This is a genomic window from Pseudomonas sp. ABFPK (genome assembly GCF_001586765.1).
Taxonomy (GTDB): Bacteria; Pseudomonadota; Gammaproteobacteria; order Pseudomonadales; family Pseudomonadaceae; genus Aquipseudomonas; species Aquipseudomonas asiatica.
Window position 1 is genome coordinate 38,305 of the sequence record NZ_LQXW01000008.1, and the last position, 17,011, is coordinate 55,315.

Genomic DNA, 17,011 nt, shown 5'->3' on the forward strand with positions numbered 1-17,011 from the left:
CAGTCATAAACCGCGTTGGCTTCTTCGCGGGTAAACCCGCTCCTACAGGGTCATGCGCCGGCCTTGAGGTGTGCGCTGTACCTGTGGGAGCGGGTTTACCCGCGAAAGGGCCCGTCCAGGCGCTAGAGAAACTAGCCCCTTACTCCATCTCGATGATCACCTGCTCTTGCCACATCTGCGGCAGTTTCTTCGAGCTCGCTTCCCAGGCCTCGGCATTCTTGATCGGCTGTGCAGCCTTGTACTGTTCGTTGGGCAGCAACTTGGCCTGCACATCGTCCGGCAGCTTCAGGTGCTCGGCACGGATCGGCCGCGCATGCCCTTTGGCCAGGTTGATCTGCCCGGCATCGCTGAAGATGTATTCACGTGTCAGCTTGGCCGCATTCGGGTGCTTGGCGTACTTGTTGATGATGGTGGTATAGCCGGAGATCACCGAGCCATCCGACGGGATCAGCACTTCGAAACGCTTGGGGTCGATCTGTTCACGGTAGCTCAGGCCGTTGAAGTCCCACACCACGCCCACTTCCACCTCGCCCTTCTCCAGGGTCTGGATGGTCGGGTTGGCCAGCGACAGGCGCTTCTGCTGGGCCAGCTTGGTGAACAGTTGCAGACCCGGTGCCAGGTTGGTCTCGTCACCCTTGTAGGCGATAGCCGCTGCCAGCACGCCGTTGGCGGCCTGGGCTGCGGTGCCGACGTCACCGATGGCAACCTTGTACTTGCCTTTTTCCAGGTCGTGCCAGGTCGTTGGCCGCTCGCCTTCCTTGACCAGGTCCTTGTTGATGATGAAGGCGATGGTGCCGGTATAGGCCAGCGCCCAGTGGCCGTCCTTGTCCTTGGCCCAGGTCGGCACCTGGTCCCAGGTGCTCGGCTTGTACGCTTGGCTCACGCCCTTGCTCACGGCGATCGGGCCGAAGGCGGCACCCACGTCGCCGATGTCGGCGCTGGCGTTGTCCTTCTCGGCTTCGAACTTGGCGATTTCCTGGGCCGAGCTCATGTCGGTGTCGCTGTGCTTCAGGCCGTACTTGCTGGCCAGGTCTTCCCAGGTGCCTTTCCAGTTGGCCCAGGCATCGGGCATGCCCACGCTGTTGACGTTGCCTTCCTTGCGGGCGGCGTCTTCCAGGGCCTTGAGGTCGGTATCGGCGGCCATGGCCGTGGTACACAGGGCGATGGCCGAACCGAGCAGTGACGCCATGAACAACTTTTTCATCCGAAGCTCCTTGGTGGGTGCCTTTAGCGATGGTTGTTATGAGTGAAGCCGTTGTCTGGTGACCGTTGGTCTAGGTCAGCAAACCTTGAGCCAAGGTAGGCTGCTTGCGTGACAGTTTGATGTAGGGAAGGGCCGGTGAAGGCCCTGAAGCTACAGCGTAGACCACTGAACCGCCCCGGTTCTGCTGGCTTGGCGCGTTTCTGGCAGTGTCTGGCCAAAGCCTTGTCACAGGATGTTCATCAGCCCTGCCTAGGCTTGCACTATTCTCCAAGTGCCCTGTTCTGGGGCTGGACTAGTCCAGATAGGTAACCTTTGATGCAGCCGATGCCACCGCGTGCGGTAACAGCCATCTGTCACGCCCTGCAGGAACAGATAGAGCACGGCTTGCTGGCGCCGGGCGGCAAGCTGCCGGCCGAGCGCAAGCTCAGCGAGGTGTTCGATACCACGCGCATTACCCTGCGTGAGGCGCTGGTGCAGCTGGAAGCCCAGGGGCTGATCTACCGCGAAGAGCGTCGCGGCTGGTTCGTCGCGCCCGAGCGGCTGACCTACGACCTGATCGAGCGCAGCCACTTCCATGCCATGGTCCGCGACCAGGGGCGGGTGCCCAGTACCGAACTCTTGTCGGCTCGGCTACAGCCGGCGTCGGCGGCCATCTGTGCGCGCTTGCAACTGCCTGCGTTGTCCAGCGTGGTACGTATCTGCCGGTTGCGGCGGATCGATGGGCGGGCGGTGCTGTATGCCGAGCACTACCTCAACCCCAGGTACTTCCCGGAGATTCTCGAACAGGACCTGGCCCAGTCGCTGACCGAGATTTATGGGCGGGTGTACGGCATCCAGTATGGGCAGGTGTGCTTCGAGATCTTGCCGACGGCGTTGCCGGTGGAGGCAGCCGGTGCCTTGAAGGTGTCGGCGGGAAGCCCCGGGTTGCATATCACCCGGGTCAACAGTGACCAGCATGGGCACCTGATCGACTGCGACCTGGAGTATTGGCGGCATGATGCCATCCGCATCCGCGCCCAGGCGGGTTGAGGTGTTGGCTTCTTCGCGGGCTCGCCCGCTCCCACAGGGGCCGCACAGGTTTCAGCCTTTGCACAGTACTTGTGGGAGCGGGTTCACCCGCGAAGAGGCCTTAACTGGAAGAACCGGCAGTCACTACCTGTACTGACAACCGTGGCGTTGCCAAATCCAGCCCGGCCTCATCCAGCTGCCGCTTCAAAGCCAGGTTGAAGGCCCGCGACACTTCCCACTGCTTGATCGGCGCAGTCTTGAACCGCGCTCGCAAGATCGCCGACCCCGACTCGAAGCTCTCCACCCCTTGCAGCTCCAGCGGCGACCAGATGTTGCGGCGCATCAGCGGGTCGTTGCGCAGCTTCTGCCCCACTTCGCGAATCAGCGTGATGGCCTGGTCGATATTCATGCTGTGTGGGATCGCCACGCGGAAGATCGCGTAGCCGAACTCACGCGAGTAGTTCTTGATGCTCTTGATCTCGCTGAACGGGATGGTATGCACGATGCCGTCGATGTCACGCAAGCGTACGGTACGGATGGTCAGCCCCTCCACCGTGCCCAGGTGGCCGCCCACATCCACATAGTCGTCGATGGCCAGCGAGTCCTCGATGATGATGAACAAGCCGGTGATCAGGTCAGCCACCAGCGACTGGGCACCAAAGCCGATGGCCAGGCCGATCACACCGGCACCCGCCAGCAGCGGGGTGACGTTCATGCCCATGTTGGCCAGGGCGACGATCACCGCGATGATGAAGATGACCACGAACATCACATTGCGGATCAACGGCATCATGGTTTGCGCACGGGCGTTGGCCAGGCCCCGGCGCGAACGCACCAGGGCGTGGTGCACGGCGGTGTCGGCAAGGATCCACACCAGCCAGGCGACGATCAGCGTGCCGGCCAGGCCCAGCAGGCGCACGCTTATGTCGTGACCGTCGCCTTCGGCGAAGCTGATCATCGACAGGCCCCACACACGCAGCCCCAGTTCGATGAACACCAGCCAGATGAACAGGTGCACCAGCAGGTAGCCGAAGTTGCGCAGGCGTTCGGCGTACACCGCCTGGCGCTTGCTGGCGCGCTTGGGGTTGGCGGCGTGGCGGCGTACCAGGCCGTTGAGCACCATGCACACCACCACCAGCACCGTGCACATCAGCGACTGGCGCAGGGCGGTGCTGGTGTCGCCGGCCGAGATAAAGGTAGCGAACAGCGAAATCGCCACCAGGATCAGTGCTGGCACGAACCAGAAGCTGCCGAGGATCTCGATGGTGTCACTGAGGGTGCGCCGGGTCAGGCGCCGTGACAGCGGCTGGTTGCGGATCAGGTGGGCGATCGGGCGACGGAAGCGCAGGATGAACAGCCCGGTGCACAGCGCCGCGATCACGTTGGCCAGGGTGGCCAGGGCGTGGGCCAGGTGGGTGCCGAGGGCGACCATCAGGCGCGGGTCGCTCATCGCTTCGCCAAACGCGGCGAAACTGCCGATCAGCCACAGCGGGCGGAAGGCCTGGTGGCGCAGGATGTACAGGGCGCGGTGGCGGTGGGGGCCGTCGAGCAGCGAGAAGGCGATCACGCAGATGGCCGAGAAGCAGGTGCCGACCACCAGTGCGTAGGCCAGCACCATGGCCAGCGACTTGCCCAGCGACGGCGGCAGCACGAAGCTCAGGTAAACGGTGAACACCAGCGCCACCAGCCATGGGCCCAGCTTGCGCAGGGCAAAGCGCACCAGGTCCCAGGTGCGCGGGTGCTGCGGCAGTTCCTCGCTCAGGCCAAAACGCAGGCGTACCCGATGCCCGACCCAGTTGAAGGCGTAGGCCAGCACGCTCCAGACGGCGATGACGGCGGCAAAGCCGAACAGAATGGCCGGCCACTGGTGCACCGGCACCATCAGCTCGGTCAGTTCGGCCTGGGCCTGTTCGATCTCCGCGGCCCAGCGATGGAACGGGCTGGCATCGCCGCCGAACTGCTTTTCGAAGTCCTGCAGGGCGCCGCCGATCAGGCCGAGCACGCCCTGTTCGACGGTGGGTTGCGATTGCCTGGTGGCGTCGCGCAGCTTTTTCAGGTCGGCCAGGAGCTTGGCCCGCTGCTGGTCGTTTTCCAGGTTCTTGATCACCTCGTCCAGCGACTTGCCCAGCGGTTCGCTGGCTTCTGGCTGCGCGGGCGCGCTGCCACCCAGCAGGCCTGGCAGGCCCGCAGCCTGTAACGGGGTGACAAACAGGAACAGCAGCAGGAACAGGCAACGCAGGAGAGCAGGCACTGGCAAAACTACCTCAGGTCAAACGATTGACCGAGTGTAGAGGTTCACGACGGCAGTTGCTCCAGGATTTTCCAGCAGGTGAGGCCAAAGATACCCAGTGTGCCAACCCACATCATCACAACGCCGATATTGCGCTCGCGCAGGCTGAAACCGATGGTCAGCAGCAACAGGAACAGAAACACCGGCACGAACAGGGACAGGAACGGGGACATGGACAGCAATCCTTTTGCAGTGGGGCCATGTAACAAGCATAGCGGGTAGCGGGCGAAGCGGGATTGACCTTCAGCAGGTGCAAGCAGGCCCGGCCTCTTCGCGGGTGAACCCGCTCCCACAGGAACTGTGTGGTACCTGTGGGAGCGGGTTTACCCGCGAAGAGGCCAGGCCTGCTTGCATCAAGGCATCAGGGCAACTCGCGGCAACGGTAGAAGGCACTCAGCACCTTCACCAGGTGCGCCAGGTCATGGCTGCCGCACAGTTCGCGAATCGAATGCATGGCAAAGGTCGGCAAGCCGATATCCACCGTACGCACGCCCAGGTGGCTGGCGGCAATCGGCCCGATGGTCGAACCACAGCCCATGTCGCTGCGTACCACGAAGCTCTGCACCGGCACTTCCTCGGCCATGCACAGGTGACGGAAGAACCCGGCGGTTTCGCTGTTGGTAGCGTAGCGCTGGTTGTTGTTCACCTTGATTACCGGCCCGGCGTTGAGCTTGGGCCCGTGGTTGCCGTCGTGCTTGTCGGCGTAGTTGGGGTGCACGCCGTGGGCGTTGTCGGCCGACACCATCAGCGAGCGCTGGATGGTGCGCACGTAGGCGTCGCCATCCGGCAGCAGGCGTTGCAGGGTCTGCTCCAGCATCGGCCCGTCGGCGCCACAGGCCGAGCAGCTGCCGACTTCTTCATGGTCGTTGCACACCAGTACGCAGGTTTCGTCGCTGTCGGCGGCCAGCAGGGCCTGCAGGCCGGCGTAGCACGACAACAGGTTGTCCAGGCGCGCGCCGGCGATGAAGTCGCCATTCAGGCCGACCAGTGCGGCGTCCTGAGTGTCGTAGAAGCTCAGCTCGTAATCCAGCACCACGTCGGCGATCAGCTCGTGCTCGCGGGCCAGTTGCTCGGTGAGCAGGGCGCGGAAGTCGATGCGCTCGTCACCCGCGACCTGGGCCAGGATCGGCGGCAGCTCGTTCTGCGGGTTGATCGCCCAGCCTTCGTTGGCGGTGCGATTGAGATGGATTGCCAGGTTGGGGATGACCGCGATCGGCAGCTTGAAGTCGATCAGCTGGCTTTCGACCTTGCCGTCACGGCGGTAGGTGACCCGGCCGGCCAGCGACAGGTCGCGGTCGAACCATGGCGCCAGCAGGGCGCCGCCATAGACTTCGACGCCCAGTTGCAGGAAGCCCTGGCGCTGCAGCTCGGGCTGCGGCTTGACCCGCAGGCACGGGCTGTCGGTGTGGGCACCGACCATGCGGATGCCGTTCAGCAACGGTGCCTGCTTGCCCAGCTTGATGGCGATGATCGACGAGTCGTTACGGGTGACGTAGTAGCGGCCGCCAGGTACCGTGGCCCAGCTGTCGCGCTCGTCCAGGCGCTGGTAGCCGGCAGCTTCCAGGCGCTGGGCCAGGCTGGCGGTGGCATGGAAGGGCGTGGGGGAGGCCTTGAGGAAGTCGATAAGGCCAGAATTCAGTGCGTCGCGCATAGCTCACTCCAGACAGCAGTGGCGCGAGTTTAGCGTATTAGGTCGACAAATTGTGTCTGCCTCTTCGCGGCTGAAGCCGCTCCCACAGGTACTGCACAACCGTCGAAAGTGGTGCGGTCCCTGTGGGAGCGGCTTTAGCCGCGAAGAGGCCAGTACAGGCTGTACACAATCAGAAGGGCGCAGGGCACTCGAACTTCAACCGCTCCCCGGACACCGGGTGGGTAAAGCTCAGCATCGAGGCATGCAAGCACAACCGCTCATGGGCAGCCAGTGCCTCGGGGTTGGCATACAGCCGGTCGCCCAGCAGCGGGTGCCCGATCGACAGCATGTGCACGCGCAACTGGTGCGAACGCCCGGTAATCGGTGTCAGCTCTACCCGGCAGTAATCACCGCAGCGCTCGACGATGCGCCAGAAGGTCAGCGCATGCTTGCCCTGCTCGTGGTCCACCACATGCCGTGGCTTGGTCGGCGGGTCGTAGCGCAGCGGCAGGTCGATGCTGCCGCTGTCCAGCGCCGGCTGGCCCCAGCATAGTGCGGTGTAGGCCTTTTCGGTTTCGCGGTCGTGGAACTGGCGCGACAGCTCACGGTGGCTGTCGGCATCCCGTGCCAGCAGGATGATGCCGGAAGTTTCCCAGTCCAGGCGGTGCACGATCAGCGCGTCGGGGTAGCCGTTTTCCTGCAGGCGAGTGATCAGGCAGTCCTTGTTGTCCTCGGCGCGGCCGGGTACCGACAGCAGCAGGGTCGGTTTGTTGATCACCAGGATGGCGGCGTCTTCGTGCAGGATCTGGATGTTGGACAGCGGCATTGCAGTATCTCTGTGATATCGGGGAAAACCATCGGGGCCGCCTTGCGGCCCATTCGCGGCACAAGGCCGCTCCTACAAGGAAATGCGTACCCCTGTAGGAGCGGCCTTGTGCCGCGAATGGGCTGCAAGGCAGCCCCGATGGCCAATTGCGCGGATCAGCGATCCGGCAAGGTGATGTTCAGCTCCAGAATCGAGCAGCTACCCTGGTTTTCCAGCTCGATATGCACATCATCGTTGCCGATGTTCACATATTTGCGGATCACTTCCAGCAGTTCTTTCTGCAGCGCTGGCAGGTAGTCCGGTTCGCTGCGTTGGCCGCGCTCGTGCGCCACGATGATCTGTAGACGCTCTTTCGCTACCGACGCGCTGGTCTGTTTCTGTCTGCCACGAAAGAAGTCAAAAAGGTTCATGGTTTACTTGCCTCCAAACAGGCGCGCGAAGAATCCTTGCTTCGGCACTTCGATGAACCGCAGGGGCTTTTCTTTGCCCAGCAGACGGTCGACGGTATCGCTATAGGCCTGGCCGGCATCGCTCTGGTCGTCGAGGATGACCGGGATACCCTGGTTGGAAGCCTTGAGCACTGCCTGGCTCTCGGGGATCACACCCTTGAGCTTGATCGCCAGGATCTCTTCGACGTCGGCGATGCTCAGCATTTCGCCCTTTTCCACGCGCTCCGGGTGGTAGCGGGTGATCAGCAGGTGTTCCTTGATCGGCTCTTCGCCGTTCTCGGAGCGGCGCGACTTGCTCGACAGGATGCCCAGCATGCGGTCGGAGTCACGAACCGAGGATACCTCGGGGTTGGTGACCACGACGGCTTCGTCGGCAAAGTACATGGCCAGGTGTGCGCCTTTCTCGATACCGGCCGGCGAGTCGCAGATGACGAAGTCGAAGTCTTTCTTCAGCTCCATCAGGACCTTTTCCACGCCTTCCTGGGTCAGCGCGTCCTTGTCACGGGTCTGGCTGGCGGCCAGCACGTACAGGTTCTCGAGGCGCTTGTCCTTGATCAGGGCCTGTTGCAGGTTGGCTTCGCCGTTGACCACGTTGACGAAGTCGTACACCACACGGCGTTCGCAGCCCATGATCAGGTCGAGGTTACGCAGGCCCACGTCGAAGTCGACGATGACGGTCTTGTGGCCACGCAGTGCGAGGCCGGTACCAATGGCGGCGCTGGTGGTGGTCTTGCCCACACCCCCCTTGCCGGAAGTAACCACGATAATCTTGGCCAAGGTGTTTCACCCCTAAAATAATCGGGACACACGTCCCTGCAAAAATACAAATAAATGGCAACGGTAAGAAAAGTTGCACTAAAAATGCTGGCAAGTATCCGTTAAAGACGGGTGATGTTCAACACGTCGCCAGACAGGCTGACTTGCACGCCTGTGCCCCACAGCGGGTCGCGGCGCAGGTCCTCGCAGACCTTGTACTGGCCGGCGATGGAGACCATTTCGGCGGTCATCTGCTGACAGAAGATACGTGCCTTGGTATTGCCTTTGATGCCGGCCAGGGCGCGGCCGCGCATGGCGCCGTACACATGGATGTTGCCATCGGCCAGAAGTTCCGCCCCCGGGCTGACCGAAGCGGTCACCACCAGGTCGCCGCCCTGGGCGTAGATCTGCTGGCCGCCACGTACTGGCGCAGTGATGATGCGGGTCGGGCGCACCTCGGGTTCGAGGATTGGTGGCGGGACAGGGGCTGGCTCTGGCTTCTTCACCTCGGGTTCGGGCTCCAGCGGCCGCTCGCGCGCGCCGGATGGCGGCAGCACCGGCAGGTCGATGGCGATGGCGGCGGCGATGTCCTCGATGCGGTTGGCACGGATGGCCAGGGTACGCAGGCCGTGGTGGCGGCAGATCCGCATCAAGCCGGGCAGGTCGATTGCCCCCTCGTTGGCCGGCAGCTTGTCCAGCGCCAGCACCAGTGGCGTGTTGCTGAAGAAGTTCGGTGCCTGGGCGACTTTGGCCGCCAGTTGGCGGTCGAGGGCTTCAAGGTCATTGCGCGCCAATTCCAGCACTGTAATGGCGAGCATGCTGCCCTTGAGCTGGAACACGGAGGCGGTGTCGGGTGTGTGGTTTGGGCTCATGGTCTGCATAGACGGCTTGTTGCGAAAAAAGTGCCCTGACTTATAACGATAAGACCGGTTGCCCGCAACATGCGCTGATCCGTTGTAGAATGCGCGGCCTTTGTCTTTCCGGAAGCTTCAATGGAACGCCCGCGTTTTCGTCCCTATTTCCTTCACCCACGTTTCTGGGGCCTGTGGCTGGGCCTGGGCCTGCTGTGGCTGGTGGTCCAGTTGCCGTACCGGGTCTTGTTGAAAGTCGGTGCCGCGCTGGGAGCGGTGATGTACCGCTTTGCCGGTGAGCGGCGGCGCATTGCCGCGCGCAACCTGGAGCTGTGCTTCCCGGAGCTGTCGGTCGACGAACGGCAGCGCCTGCTCAAGGCCAACTTCGCCTCCACCGGTATCGCCTTCTTCGAAATGGCCATGAGCTGGTGGTGGCCCAAGGCCCGGTTGGCGCGCCTGGCCCATGTCGAGGGGCTGGAGCACCTGCAGGCCGCCCAGCAGGCGGGGCAGGGGGCCATTCTGATGGCGGTGCACTTCACCACCCTGGAGATCGGCGCCGCACTGCTGGGCCAGCAGCACACCATCGACGGCATGTACCGCGAGCACGGCAACCCGCTGTTCGACTTCATCCAGCGCAGCGGCCGCGAGCGGCATAACCTCGACTCGCTGGCAGTGGAGCGCGAGGACGTGCGCGGCATGCTAAAGCTGCTGCGTTCGGGCCGGGCGATCTGGTACGCACCCGACCAGGATTATGGCGCCAAGCAGAGCCTGTTCGTGCCGCTGTTCGGCATCCCGGCGGCGACGGTGACCGCTACCACCAAGTTTGCCCGGTTGGGCAAGGCGCAGGTGATTCCGTTCACCCAGAAGCGCCTGGAGGACGGCAGCGGCTATCGCCTGGTGATCCACCCGCCGCTGGCGGATTTCCCCGGGGAGAGCGAAGAGGCTGACTGCCTGCGAATCAACCAGTGGGTGGAAAGCGTGTTGCGCGAATGCCCCGAGCAGTACCTGTGGGCGCATCGCCGGTTCAAGTCGCGGCCCGAAGGGGAGCCGCGGCTGTATGACAAGAAGAAGCGCTGAATTTTGTTTTGCCTGTGCCGGCCCTTTCGCGGGTGAACCCGCTCCCACAGGTATTGCACAGCCTTCAAGGCCGGTGAAGAACCTGTAGGAGCGGGTTTACCCGCGAAAGGACCGGCACTGACAGCCCACCAACCCCAGGAAGGACTCCTATGGCCCCACCCCCGGTAACCGGTCTTATCCTTTCTGGCGGCGGCGCCCGCGCCGCCTACCAGGTGGGCGTGCTGGCCGGCATCGCCGAGCTGCTGCCCGCCGGCGCGCACAACCCGTTCCCGGTCATCGTCGGCACCTCCGCTGGCGCCATCAACGCCGTCACCCTGGCCAGCGGCGCCACCCATTTCAGCGATGCCGTACAACGGCTCACCGCCTTCTGGCAGAACTTCCGCAGCCACCTGGTCATCCGCAGTGACTGGCCCGGTGTGGTCCGCCAGGCCAGCCGCTTCGTCGCCCACAACCTGCTGGGCGTGGGTGGCCCGGCGCCAGTGGCGCTCCTGGACAGCAGCCCATTGCGCGGCTTGCTGCAGGCGCACCTGAACCTGGACGGCATCGCCCACTCCCTGGCCGCCGAGCAACTGCGCGCCGTCGCGGTGACCGCGTTTGGCTACGAGTCCGGCCAGGCGGTGACCTTCTACCAGGGCCGCGGCACCATCGAAGCCTGGTTGCGCCATCGCCGTATCGGCATGCCCACGCCATTGACCATCGATCATCTGCTGGCCAGTGCGGCCATCCCGTTGCTGTTCGCCCCGGTGCGGCTGGGTGATGAATATTTCGGCGATGGTGCGGTGCGCCAGTCGGCACCGATCAGCCCGGCCCTGCACCTGGGCGCCAGCCGGGTACTGGTGGTCGGGGTCAGTGGCAACCCGCAGCGGCCGGCGCCACCGTTGCCGACCCAGCGCGTGTTCAGCGGCCAGCAGCCGAGCCTGGCGCAGATCGGCGGGCACATGCTCAACAGTACGTTCATTGACAGCCTGGAAGACGACATCGAGCTGTTGCAGCGCCTCAACCACCTGAGCCACCTGTTGCCGGCGCACCTGGACGCCCGGCGCCTGGGCCTGGCGCCGATCGACGTGCTGGTGGTGGCGCCCAGCCAGCCGCTGGACGAGATTGCCGCGCGACATCGGCGCGAGTTGCCGGCGGCTTTGCGCATGTTCCTGCGTGGGCCGGGGGCGACGCGTACCAGCGGGGCGGGGGTGTTGAGCTATTTGCTGTTCGAGGCCAGTTACTGCAGCGAGCTGATAGAGCTGGGGCGAAAGGATGCCTTGGCCAAGAAGCGGGAGCTTTGTCAGTTCCTGGGGATTTGATGTTGCTTGTGCCGGCCTTTTCGCAGCACAAGGCTGCTCCTACAGGGTAGCGCGTCGCCTTGTAGGAGCAGCCTTGTGCTGCGAAGAGGCCTGGCCTGCCTACTCCGCTATCTGCAACTTGCGCGCCTGGGTATACACATACCGCACCTTCTCGTACTCGAACGGCGAGTTGAGCTGGCCATAGCGGAATTTGGTGCTGTAGCGCTTGTCCACCACGCGCAGCACGGAGATTTCCGGGTGGTCGCTGCTGGCTTCGGCCACGTTCAGGTAGTTGATCGCCTGTTCGCCTGCATAGTCCACCACCAGCCCGGTGGTATCGCGCAGGTTCGAAGGCCCCAGCACCGGCAGCATCAGGTACGGCCCGTCCGGTACGCCATAGAAGCCCAAGGTCTGGCCAAAGTCTTCACTTTGCCGCGGCAGGCCCATCTTGGTTGCCGGGTCCCAAAGCCCACCCACGCCGATGATGGTGTTGAACATCAGCCGCGCGGTGATCTCGGCCGAGCGCTTGGCCTTGAGCTGCAACACGCTGTTGAACAGGTTTGGCACGTCGCCCAGGTTGTTGAAGAAGTTGGTCACCCCGGTGCGCACGAAGCGCGGGGTGACGTACTGGTAGCCGCTTACCATCGGCAGCAGCACCCATTGGTCCAGACGGTAGTTGAAGTGATAGACGCGCCGGTTGATCGACTCCAGCGGGTCGTACACGTTCAGCGCTTGCAGGGTGGAGCGCTCGAACTCGCGCTGGTCCAGCCCCGGGTTGAATTTCAGTTCACGCAGCGGGTCGAGGAAACCATCGGTCTCGGGCGCCAGTGGCGCTTCGGTGACTTGCGGGTCGGCCTCGACCACGCTGGCCCGGGGGGCGGTTTCGGCAGCCAGGGCGTGGCCGGCGGCGAACAGGGCAGTGGCGAAGAGGAGTTTGTTAACCACGGAAGAACTCCAGCATGGCGTCACTGTTGACGCGGTAATTGAGGTTGCCGCAATGGCCGCCATGGGGGTAAAGGGTCAGACGCTCACCGAACACCTTGCGCAGGAAGCCGATGTCACCAGGGCCGAGGATGACGTCGTCGGCGTTGTGCATCACGGCGATCTTGTTGCTGCTGCTCAGGTAGTCTTCAAGTGCATACAGGCTGACCTGGTTGACCAGTTGCAGGATGCTGTTGCCGTCGGTCCGGGCGCGCCACATGGGGATGACCTGCTCGGTCATGTAGCAGTCGAAGTCGCACTGCAGGGCACGCTTGAAGAATGGCGTGAGGCTGCTGCCCTCGGTGATCGGGAACTTCGGCGGAATGATCAGGCCGCGGCGGTTGATCAGGTCGGAGGTAAAGGCAATGTCGGCCGCCGAGAAGCGGAACGAGGTGCCGATCAGCATGGCCATCTGCTCGTTGGACAGGTGCTGGCGCGACTGCTGGAAGTCGTACAGCAAGGCCTCATTGAGGTCGATGTAGCCCTTTTCCTGGAAGTAGCGGGTCAGCTTGGCCAACATCAGCTCGTAGAAGGTGGTGCTGCGGTCGATGCCCTTTACCTGGGTCTGCACCAGCTTGTCCAGATTGTTGATCGAGGTGTACAGGTTGACCGGCGGGTTCAGCAGCAGTACGCGCTTGAAGTTGAAGCTGCGGCGGGTTTCGTCCAGGTGGCTGACAAAGGCAGCGTCGAGTGCGCCCAGGCTGTAGCCGGTGAGGTAGAACTCGCTGATCGGCAGGCGCGGGTGCTGGGCACGCACGGCCTGCATCACCCGGTACATGTCTTCGGCATCCTCCTGGCTGACCCCTGGGGTGGCGAAGCGCGAGGCGGCGCTCATGAAGTCGTAACTGGTTGGCGACGACAGCTGCACCACGTGGAAGCCGGCCTGGTAGAACAGCTTCTTCAGGTATTCGTTGATGCTGCTGGTGTAGGGCGCACCGGTGCCGGCGATGATGAAGATCAGCGGCGCTTCGCGGTCCTGGCGGGCCAGACGGTACTTGAGCTTTTTCACCGCCCAGAAATTGTCCGGCAGAGTGAATTCACGGTCCGGGCGCAGGTTGAGGCTGTAGTCGGACTGGTTGATTTCATCATCTTCGGGCAGGGTGGGGCGCTGGTCCGGTGGCGTGGTGGCGATGGTTGCCTCGAACGGGTTGGTCAAGGGGAAACCATAGCTCGCGGCGTCGATATCCCGCGCCGAAGCGGCCACAGCCATGAGCAGGCCACCGAGCAAGGCAGCGAGGCGCAAAGATCGAAGCATGTAATCCCCCAAAAGAACGCAAGGTCGAGCAGTGTGCAGGCTAGGACCACAACGGGCCGGGCAAAGTTGCCAGGTGCGGTGGTCTTTGGTGTGCTTGTTATCTGCAACATAGCTGCAGGGATGTGATTTTGCCTTACAACTGGGCATAAGCGATCATGGATGCTTTCGATTACCGCTATTGGAGAGCTGGATGTCTCGTTCGCTGCCGGCTGCGCTGCTTGTGCTGTTTCTGGGGCTCTGGCTTGCTGCCAGTTATGGCGTGCGCTATGGGCTGATGGAGGACGGGCAGTGGGTGGGGCTGTGCACGGCGCCGGCGGCGTACTGGCAGTGTGAGGTGCGGTCTTTGCTGGGGTTGGGCATTCATCATCAGGTGATGGCCTGGAGCGGGCTGGGGCTGGCGCTGCTGGCGCAGGTCGTTGCCGGCCGTGGCGGCTGGTGGCTGGCGGTGGTGGCGTTGGTGTTCGCGGTGCCGGCACTGGTGCTGTATACCGCCAGCATTGCCGTGTTCGCGCTGGTGTTGGCGGGGTTGCGGTTGGTCAGGTTGCCGGATCAAGGCTGAAAGGGGCCGCTTTGCGGCCCATCGCAGGCAAGCCAGCTCCCACAGGGACCGCGCCGATTTCATAGGCAGCATAACTCCTGTGGGAGCTGGCTTGCCTGCGATGGAGCGCGAAGCGGTCCCAAGGATATCAGGCCGGGCGCAGCCGCAAGCTCCGCCACAAGGCCGCGGTCATCAGCACACTCACCCCGGCCCACCCCCAGGCCTGTTGGTTCTCCAACCCTTCCACAAACAACTGCGGCGCCACCCCGGCACCGACGATGAACGCCAGTAACGCCACCTCCGCACGCCGCGCCCGCACCGGCCACACTGCAAACACCAGCGCCGGCAACGCCAACGCCGCGCTGGGGAAGCTGCGGTAGCGTGGGTCGAACACCATCGCCAGCATGCTCACCGCCGCGGCAAAACCCGCCGCCAGCAACAGCCAGCCGGCCCGCGCCTGCAACCAGGCGTACAGGCGCTCGCGCCAGCCCGCGCGCCGTGCCAGGGCCAGTACGGCATGGGCCAGCACCAGCAGGTTCAGCCCCGCCAGCAGCACCGCCCACAGCCACTCCCCGGCAAAGCGCGCATGGGTGCGCATCAGCTCGCCCCAAAGCCCCAGGCAGCCTGCCCCAAACGCTGCCAGCAACGGCAGCAGCATGGCCGCCGCCGGGGTGGCCGGGCGCCCGGCAAGCATCAGCATCAGCACCATTAGCACAGCACTGGCCAGCAACCACTGCGGCCAGTAAGGCAGGTTGCTCACCGGTCCTTCGAGTATGCCCTTGTCCTGCCGGTCGGCATCGTAAAGCCCCCAGTAACCACCGACCGCCCCCTCATTGGCGCGCTTCCATGGCTGGTCGAACGCCTCGATCAGGTTGTAGTGCCAGCCGTTGCTTTCGGCCATGGCCACGAACCCGCGAATGAAGCGCGCCTCGTTGACCCGGCTGGGCTGTGCGGTTTCGCGCTGGCGGCCTTCGCTGGGCCAGCCGGTTTCACCGATCAGAATGTCCTTCGGCGCGAAGCGCGTGCCGAACACCCGGCGCACATCGGCGACGTGGGCCAGGGCTTCGTCGATGCCCCGCGGGTCGTCTTCCCAGTAAGGCAGCAAGTGGATAGTCAGGAAGTCCACCGCAGGCGCTACCTGCGGGTGCTGCAACCAGAATTCCCACACATCGGCGTAGGTTACCGGCACCTTGACCTGGCTTTTCACCCGGGCGATCAGCGTGGCCAAGTGTGCGCCGGTCACCTCCTTGCGTAGCAGCGTCTCGTTGCCGACGATCACCGCGCTGACCACGTCGGGGTTGGCATTGGCGGCGGCGATCAGTAGCTCGATTTCTTTCTCGGTGTCGGCCGGGTGGGCGTTGACCCAGGCACCCAGCATCACCTTCAGGCCATGCTTGCGTGCCAGCGCCGGGATTGCTTCAAGACCGGTCTGGGAATAGGTGCGGATGCACTGGAAACGCTCGGCCAGCAACGCCAGGTCGGCATCCATGCGGGCCGGGCGCAGGCGCAACGGCTGGTCGTAGGGCGACTGGTCCTTGTCGAACGGGGTATACGAGGCGCATTGCAGCTTGTGCGTCGGGCTGGCCGCATCCGGCAGTTGCACCGGCTTGCCAAGCCCGTACCAGAGCCCTCCGAGCCCGAGCAGGGCGAGCAGGCAGGCAAGCAGGTACAACGGCAGCAGCAGGCGGGTAGAACTGGGCATCGGGCGGTCCATCGTCAGGCGCAAAAGGGTAGATAGTAGCCCGGCGCCAAACTTTTGGCATGCAAGGATCGCGCAGGGCGGCATAGGCCGATGGCGCTAATGGCATAGTGCTGTCGCATATGGGGCGGATATAGGTCGTAGCTGGAGCAGGTCGACTATTGTTGCAGGACGATGATGCAAATTCCGAGACCTGACGAGGGGATGCTTTGATGGCTGCTAATACAAAAATGCGACGTTTCCTGGGTGTGGGCACCGCCATGGTACTGGCCATGAGTGCGGCACAGGCAATGGCCAAAGAAGTCAGCATTGGTTACGTGGATGGTTGGGCTGACAGCGTGGCGACCACCAACGTGGCTGCCGAAGTGATCAAGCAGAAGCTCGGCTACGACGTGAAGTTGCAGGCCGTGGCCACCGGGATCATGTGGCAGGGCGTGGCCACCGGCAAGCTCGATGCCATGTTGTCGGCCTGGTTGCCGGTGACCCATGGCGAGTACTGGGCCAAGAACAAGGACAACGTGGTCGACTACGGCCCGAACTTCAAGGACGCCAAGATTGGCCTGATCGTCCCTGAGTACGTCAAGGCGGTGAGCATCGCCGACCTCAAGACCGATGACACCTTCAAGCAGAAGATCGTCGGCATCGACGCCGGCTCCGGCGTAATGCTCAAGACCGACCAGGCCATCAAGGACTACGACCTGACCGGTTACAAGCTGCAGGCCAGCTCTGGCGCGGCGATGACAGCAGAACTGGGCCGTGCCTATGCCAAGCAGCAGTCGATTGCGGTGACCGGCTGGGTACCGCACTGGATGTTCGCCAAGTGGAAACTGAAGTTCCTCGAAGACCCGAAAGGCGTGTATGGCGCCGCGGAAACCGTGAACAGCATCGGCAGCAAGGAACTGGCGACCAAGGCCCCGGAAGTGGCGGAGTTCCTGAAGAAGTTCAACTGGCAGTCGAAGGACGAGATCGGCGAAGTGATGCTGGCTATCCAGGAAGGCGCCAAGCCTGAAGCGGCGGCCAAGGACTGGGTGGCCAAGCACCCTGATCGCGTGAAGGAGTGGACTGGCAAGTAACAACCCGTTCCGTTGTAGGAGCAGCCTTGTGCTGCGAAGAGGCCGGTGCAAGCTGCGAAGATTCGGGCAGCCTGTACCGGCCTCTTCGCAGCACGAG

16 protein-coding genes are annotated in these 17,011 nt (G+C 63.6%); 5 read left to right on the forward strand and 11 right to left on the reverse strand.

Annotated elements, in window-relative coordinates; genetic code table 11:
• Positions 1-139 precede the first annotated feature (139 nt).
• Positions 140-1,204, reverse strand: coding sequence for an ABC transporter substrate-binding protein (locus tag WM94_RS07225; protein WP_013971417.1), 1,065 nt, complete (start codon positions 1,202-1,204; stop codon positions 140-142).
• Positions 1,205-1,519: 315 nt separating this feature from the next.
• On the opposite strand from WM94_RS07225, the gene phnR reads away from it, so the two are divergent.
• The gene (gene phnR / locus WM94_RS07230; protein ID WP_013971418.1) at positions 1,520-2,233 is read left to right on the forward strand and encodes a phosphonate utilization transcriptional regulator PhnR; all 714 of its coding nucleotides are present in this window, start codon (positions 1,520-1,522) and stop codon (positions 2,231-2,233) included.
• A gap of 100 nt (positions 2,234-2,333) precedes the next feature.
• On the opposite strand, the gene WM94_RS07235 is transcribed toward phnR, so the two are convergent.
• The 7 genes from WM94_RS07235 to minC all read right to left on the reverse strand — a co-directional run bounded on the left by WM94_RS07235 (position 2,334) and on the right by minC (position 9,044).
• Positions 2,334-4,463 (reverse strand): mechanosensitive ion channel family protein, encoded by a 2,130-nt coding sequence (locus WM94_RS07235; protein ID WP_061550861.1) that lies wholly within the window; start codon positions 4,461-4,463, stop codon positions 2,334-2,336.
• A gap of 44 nt (positions 4,464-4,507) precedes the next feature.
• Positions 4,508-4,675, reverse strand: coding sequence for a hypothetical protein (locus WM94_RS30410; protein ID WP_003260099.1), 168 nt, complete (start codon positions 4,673-4,675; stop codon positions 4,508-4,510).
• A gap of 188 nt (positions 4,676-4,863) precedes the next feature.
• Complete coding sequence (locus WM94_RS07240) at positions 4,864-6,153, reverse strand: M18 family aminopeptidase (protein ID WP_039614573.1); 1,290 nt, start codon at positions 6,151-6,153, stop codon at positions 4,864-4,866.
• Positions 6,154-6,322: 169 nt separating this feature from the next.
• Entirely contained in the window at positions 6,323-6,958 is a 636-nt protein-coding gene (locus WM94_RS07245) for an RluA family pseudouridine synthase (RefSeq protein WP_011532730.1), read from the reverse strand.
• A 155-nt stretch (positions 6,959-7,113) separates the two neighbouring features.
• Entirely contained in the window at positions 7,114-7,368 is a 255-nt protein-coding gene (minE, locus tag WM94_RS07250; RefSeq protein WP_003252572.1) for a cell division topological specificity factor MinE, read from the reverse strand.
• A gap of 3 nt (positions 7,369-7,371) precedes the next feature.
• The gene (gene minD, locus WM94_RS07255; RefSeq protein ID WP_013971423.1) at positions 7,372-8,184 is read right to left on the reverse strand and encodes a septum site-determining protein MinD; all 813 of its coding nucleotides are present in this window, start codon (positions 8,182-8,184) and stop codon (positions 7,372-7,374) included.
• Between the two features lie 101 nt (positions 8,185-8,285).
• Positions 8,286-9,044, reverse strand: a complete 759-nt coding sequence (minC, locus tag WM94_RS07260; protein WP_061550817.1) for a septum site-determining protein MinC — start codon at positions 9,042-9,044, stop codon at positions 8,286-8,288.
• A gap of 111 nt (positions 9,045-9,155) precedes the next feature.
• Here minC and WM94_RS07265 point away from each other — a divergent pair, with 111 nt between their 5' ends.
• Together WM94_RS07265 and WM94_RS07270 are read left to right on the forward strand one after the other, a co-directional pair.
• Positions 9,156-10,091, forward strand: a complete 936-nt coding sequence (locus WM94_RS07265; RefSeq protein WP_024086430.1) for a lipid A biosynthesis lauroyl acyltransferase — start codon at positions 9,156-9,158, stop codon at positions 10,089-10,091.
• A gap of 149 nt (positions 10,092-10,240) precedes the next feature.
• Positions 10,241-11,389, forward strand: a complete 1,149-nt coding sequence (locus WM94_RS07270) for a patatin-like phospholipase family protein (RefSeq protein WP_013971426.1) — start codon at positions 10,241-10,243, stop codon at positions 11,387-11,389.
• Between the two features lie 99 nt (positions 11,390-11,488).
• Here WM94_RS07270 and WM94_RS07275 read toward each other — a convergent pair whose 3' ends face one another.
• Positions 11,489-12,232, reverse strand: coding sequence for a VacJ family lipoprotein (locus WM94_RS07275; RefSeq protein WP_043936071.1), 744 nt, complete (start codon positions 12,230-12,232; stop codon positions 11,489-11,491).
• Between the two features lie 73 nt (positions 12,233-12,305).
• On the reverse strand, positions 12,306-13,604 hold the full coding sequence (locus WM94_RS07280; RefSeq protein WP_061550818.1) for a serine/threonine protein kinase: 1,299 nt from the start codon (positions 13,602-13,604) through the stop codon (positions 12,306-12,308).
• A 190-nt stretch (positions 13,605-13,794) separates the two neighbouring features.
• Between WM94_RS07280 and WM94_RS07285 the strand changes: the two genes are divergently transcribed.
• Positions 13,795-14,163 (forward strand): hypothetical protein, encoded by a 369-nt coding sequence (locus tag WM94_RS07285; RefSeq protein WP_061550819.1) that lies wholly within the window; start codon positions 13,795-13,797, stop codon positions 14,161-14,163.
• A 127-nt stretch (positions 14,164-14,290) separates the two neighbouring features.
• Here WM94_RS07285 and WM94_RS07290 read toward each other — a convergent pair whose 3' ends face one another.
• Positions 14,291-15,856 (reverse strand): hypothetical protein, encoded by a 1,566-nt coding sequence (locus WM94_RS07290; protein ID WP_061550820.1) that lies wholly within the window; start codon positions 15,854-15,856, stop codon positions 14,291-14,293.
• A gap of 197 nt (positions 15,857-16,053) precedes the next feature.
• Between WM94_RS07290 and WM94_RS07295 the strand changes: the two genes are divergently transcribed.
• On the forward strand, positions 16,054-16,914 hold the full coding sequence (locus WM94_RS07295; protein ID WP_013971431.1) for a glycine betaine ABC transporter substrate-binding protein: 861 nt from the start codon (positions 16,054-16,056) through the stop codon (positions 16,912-16,914).
• The last annotated feature ends 97 nt before the right edge of the window (positions 16,915-17,011 follow it).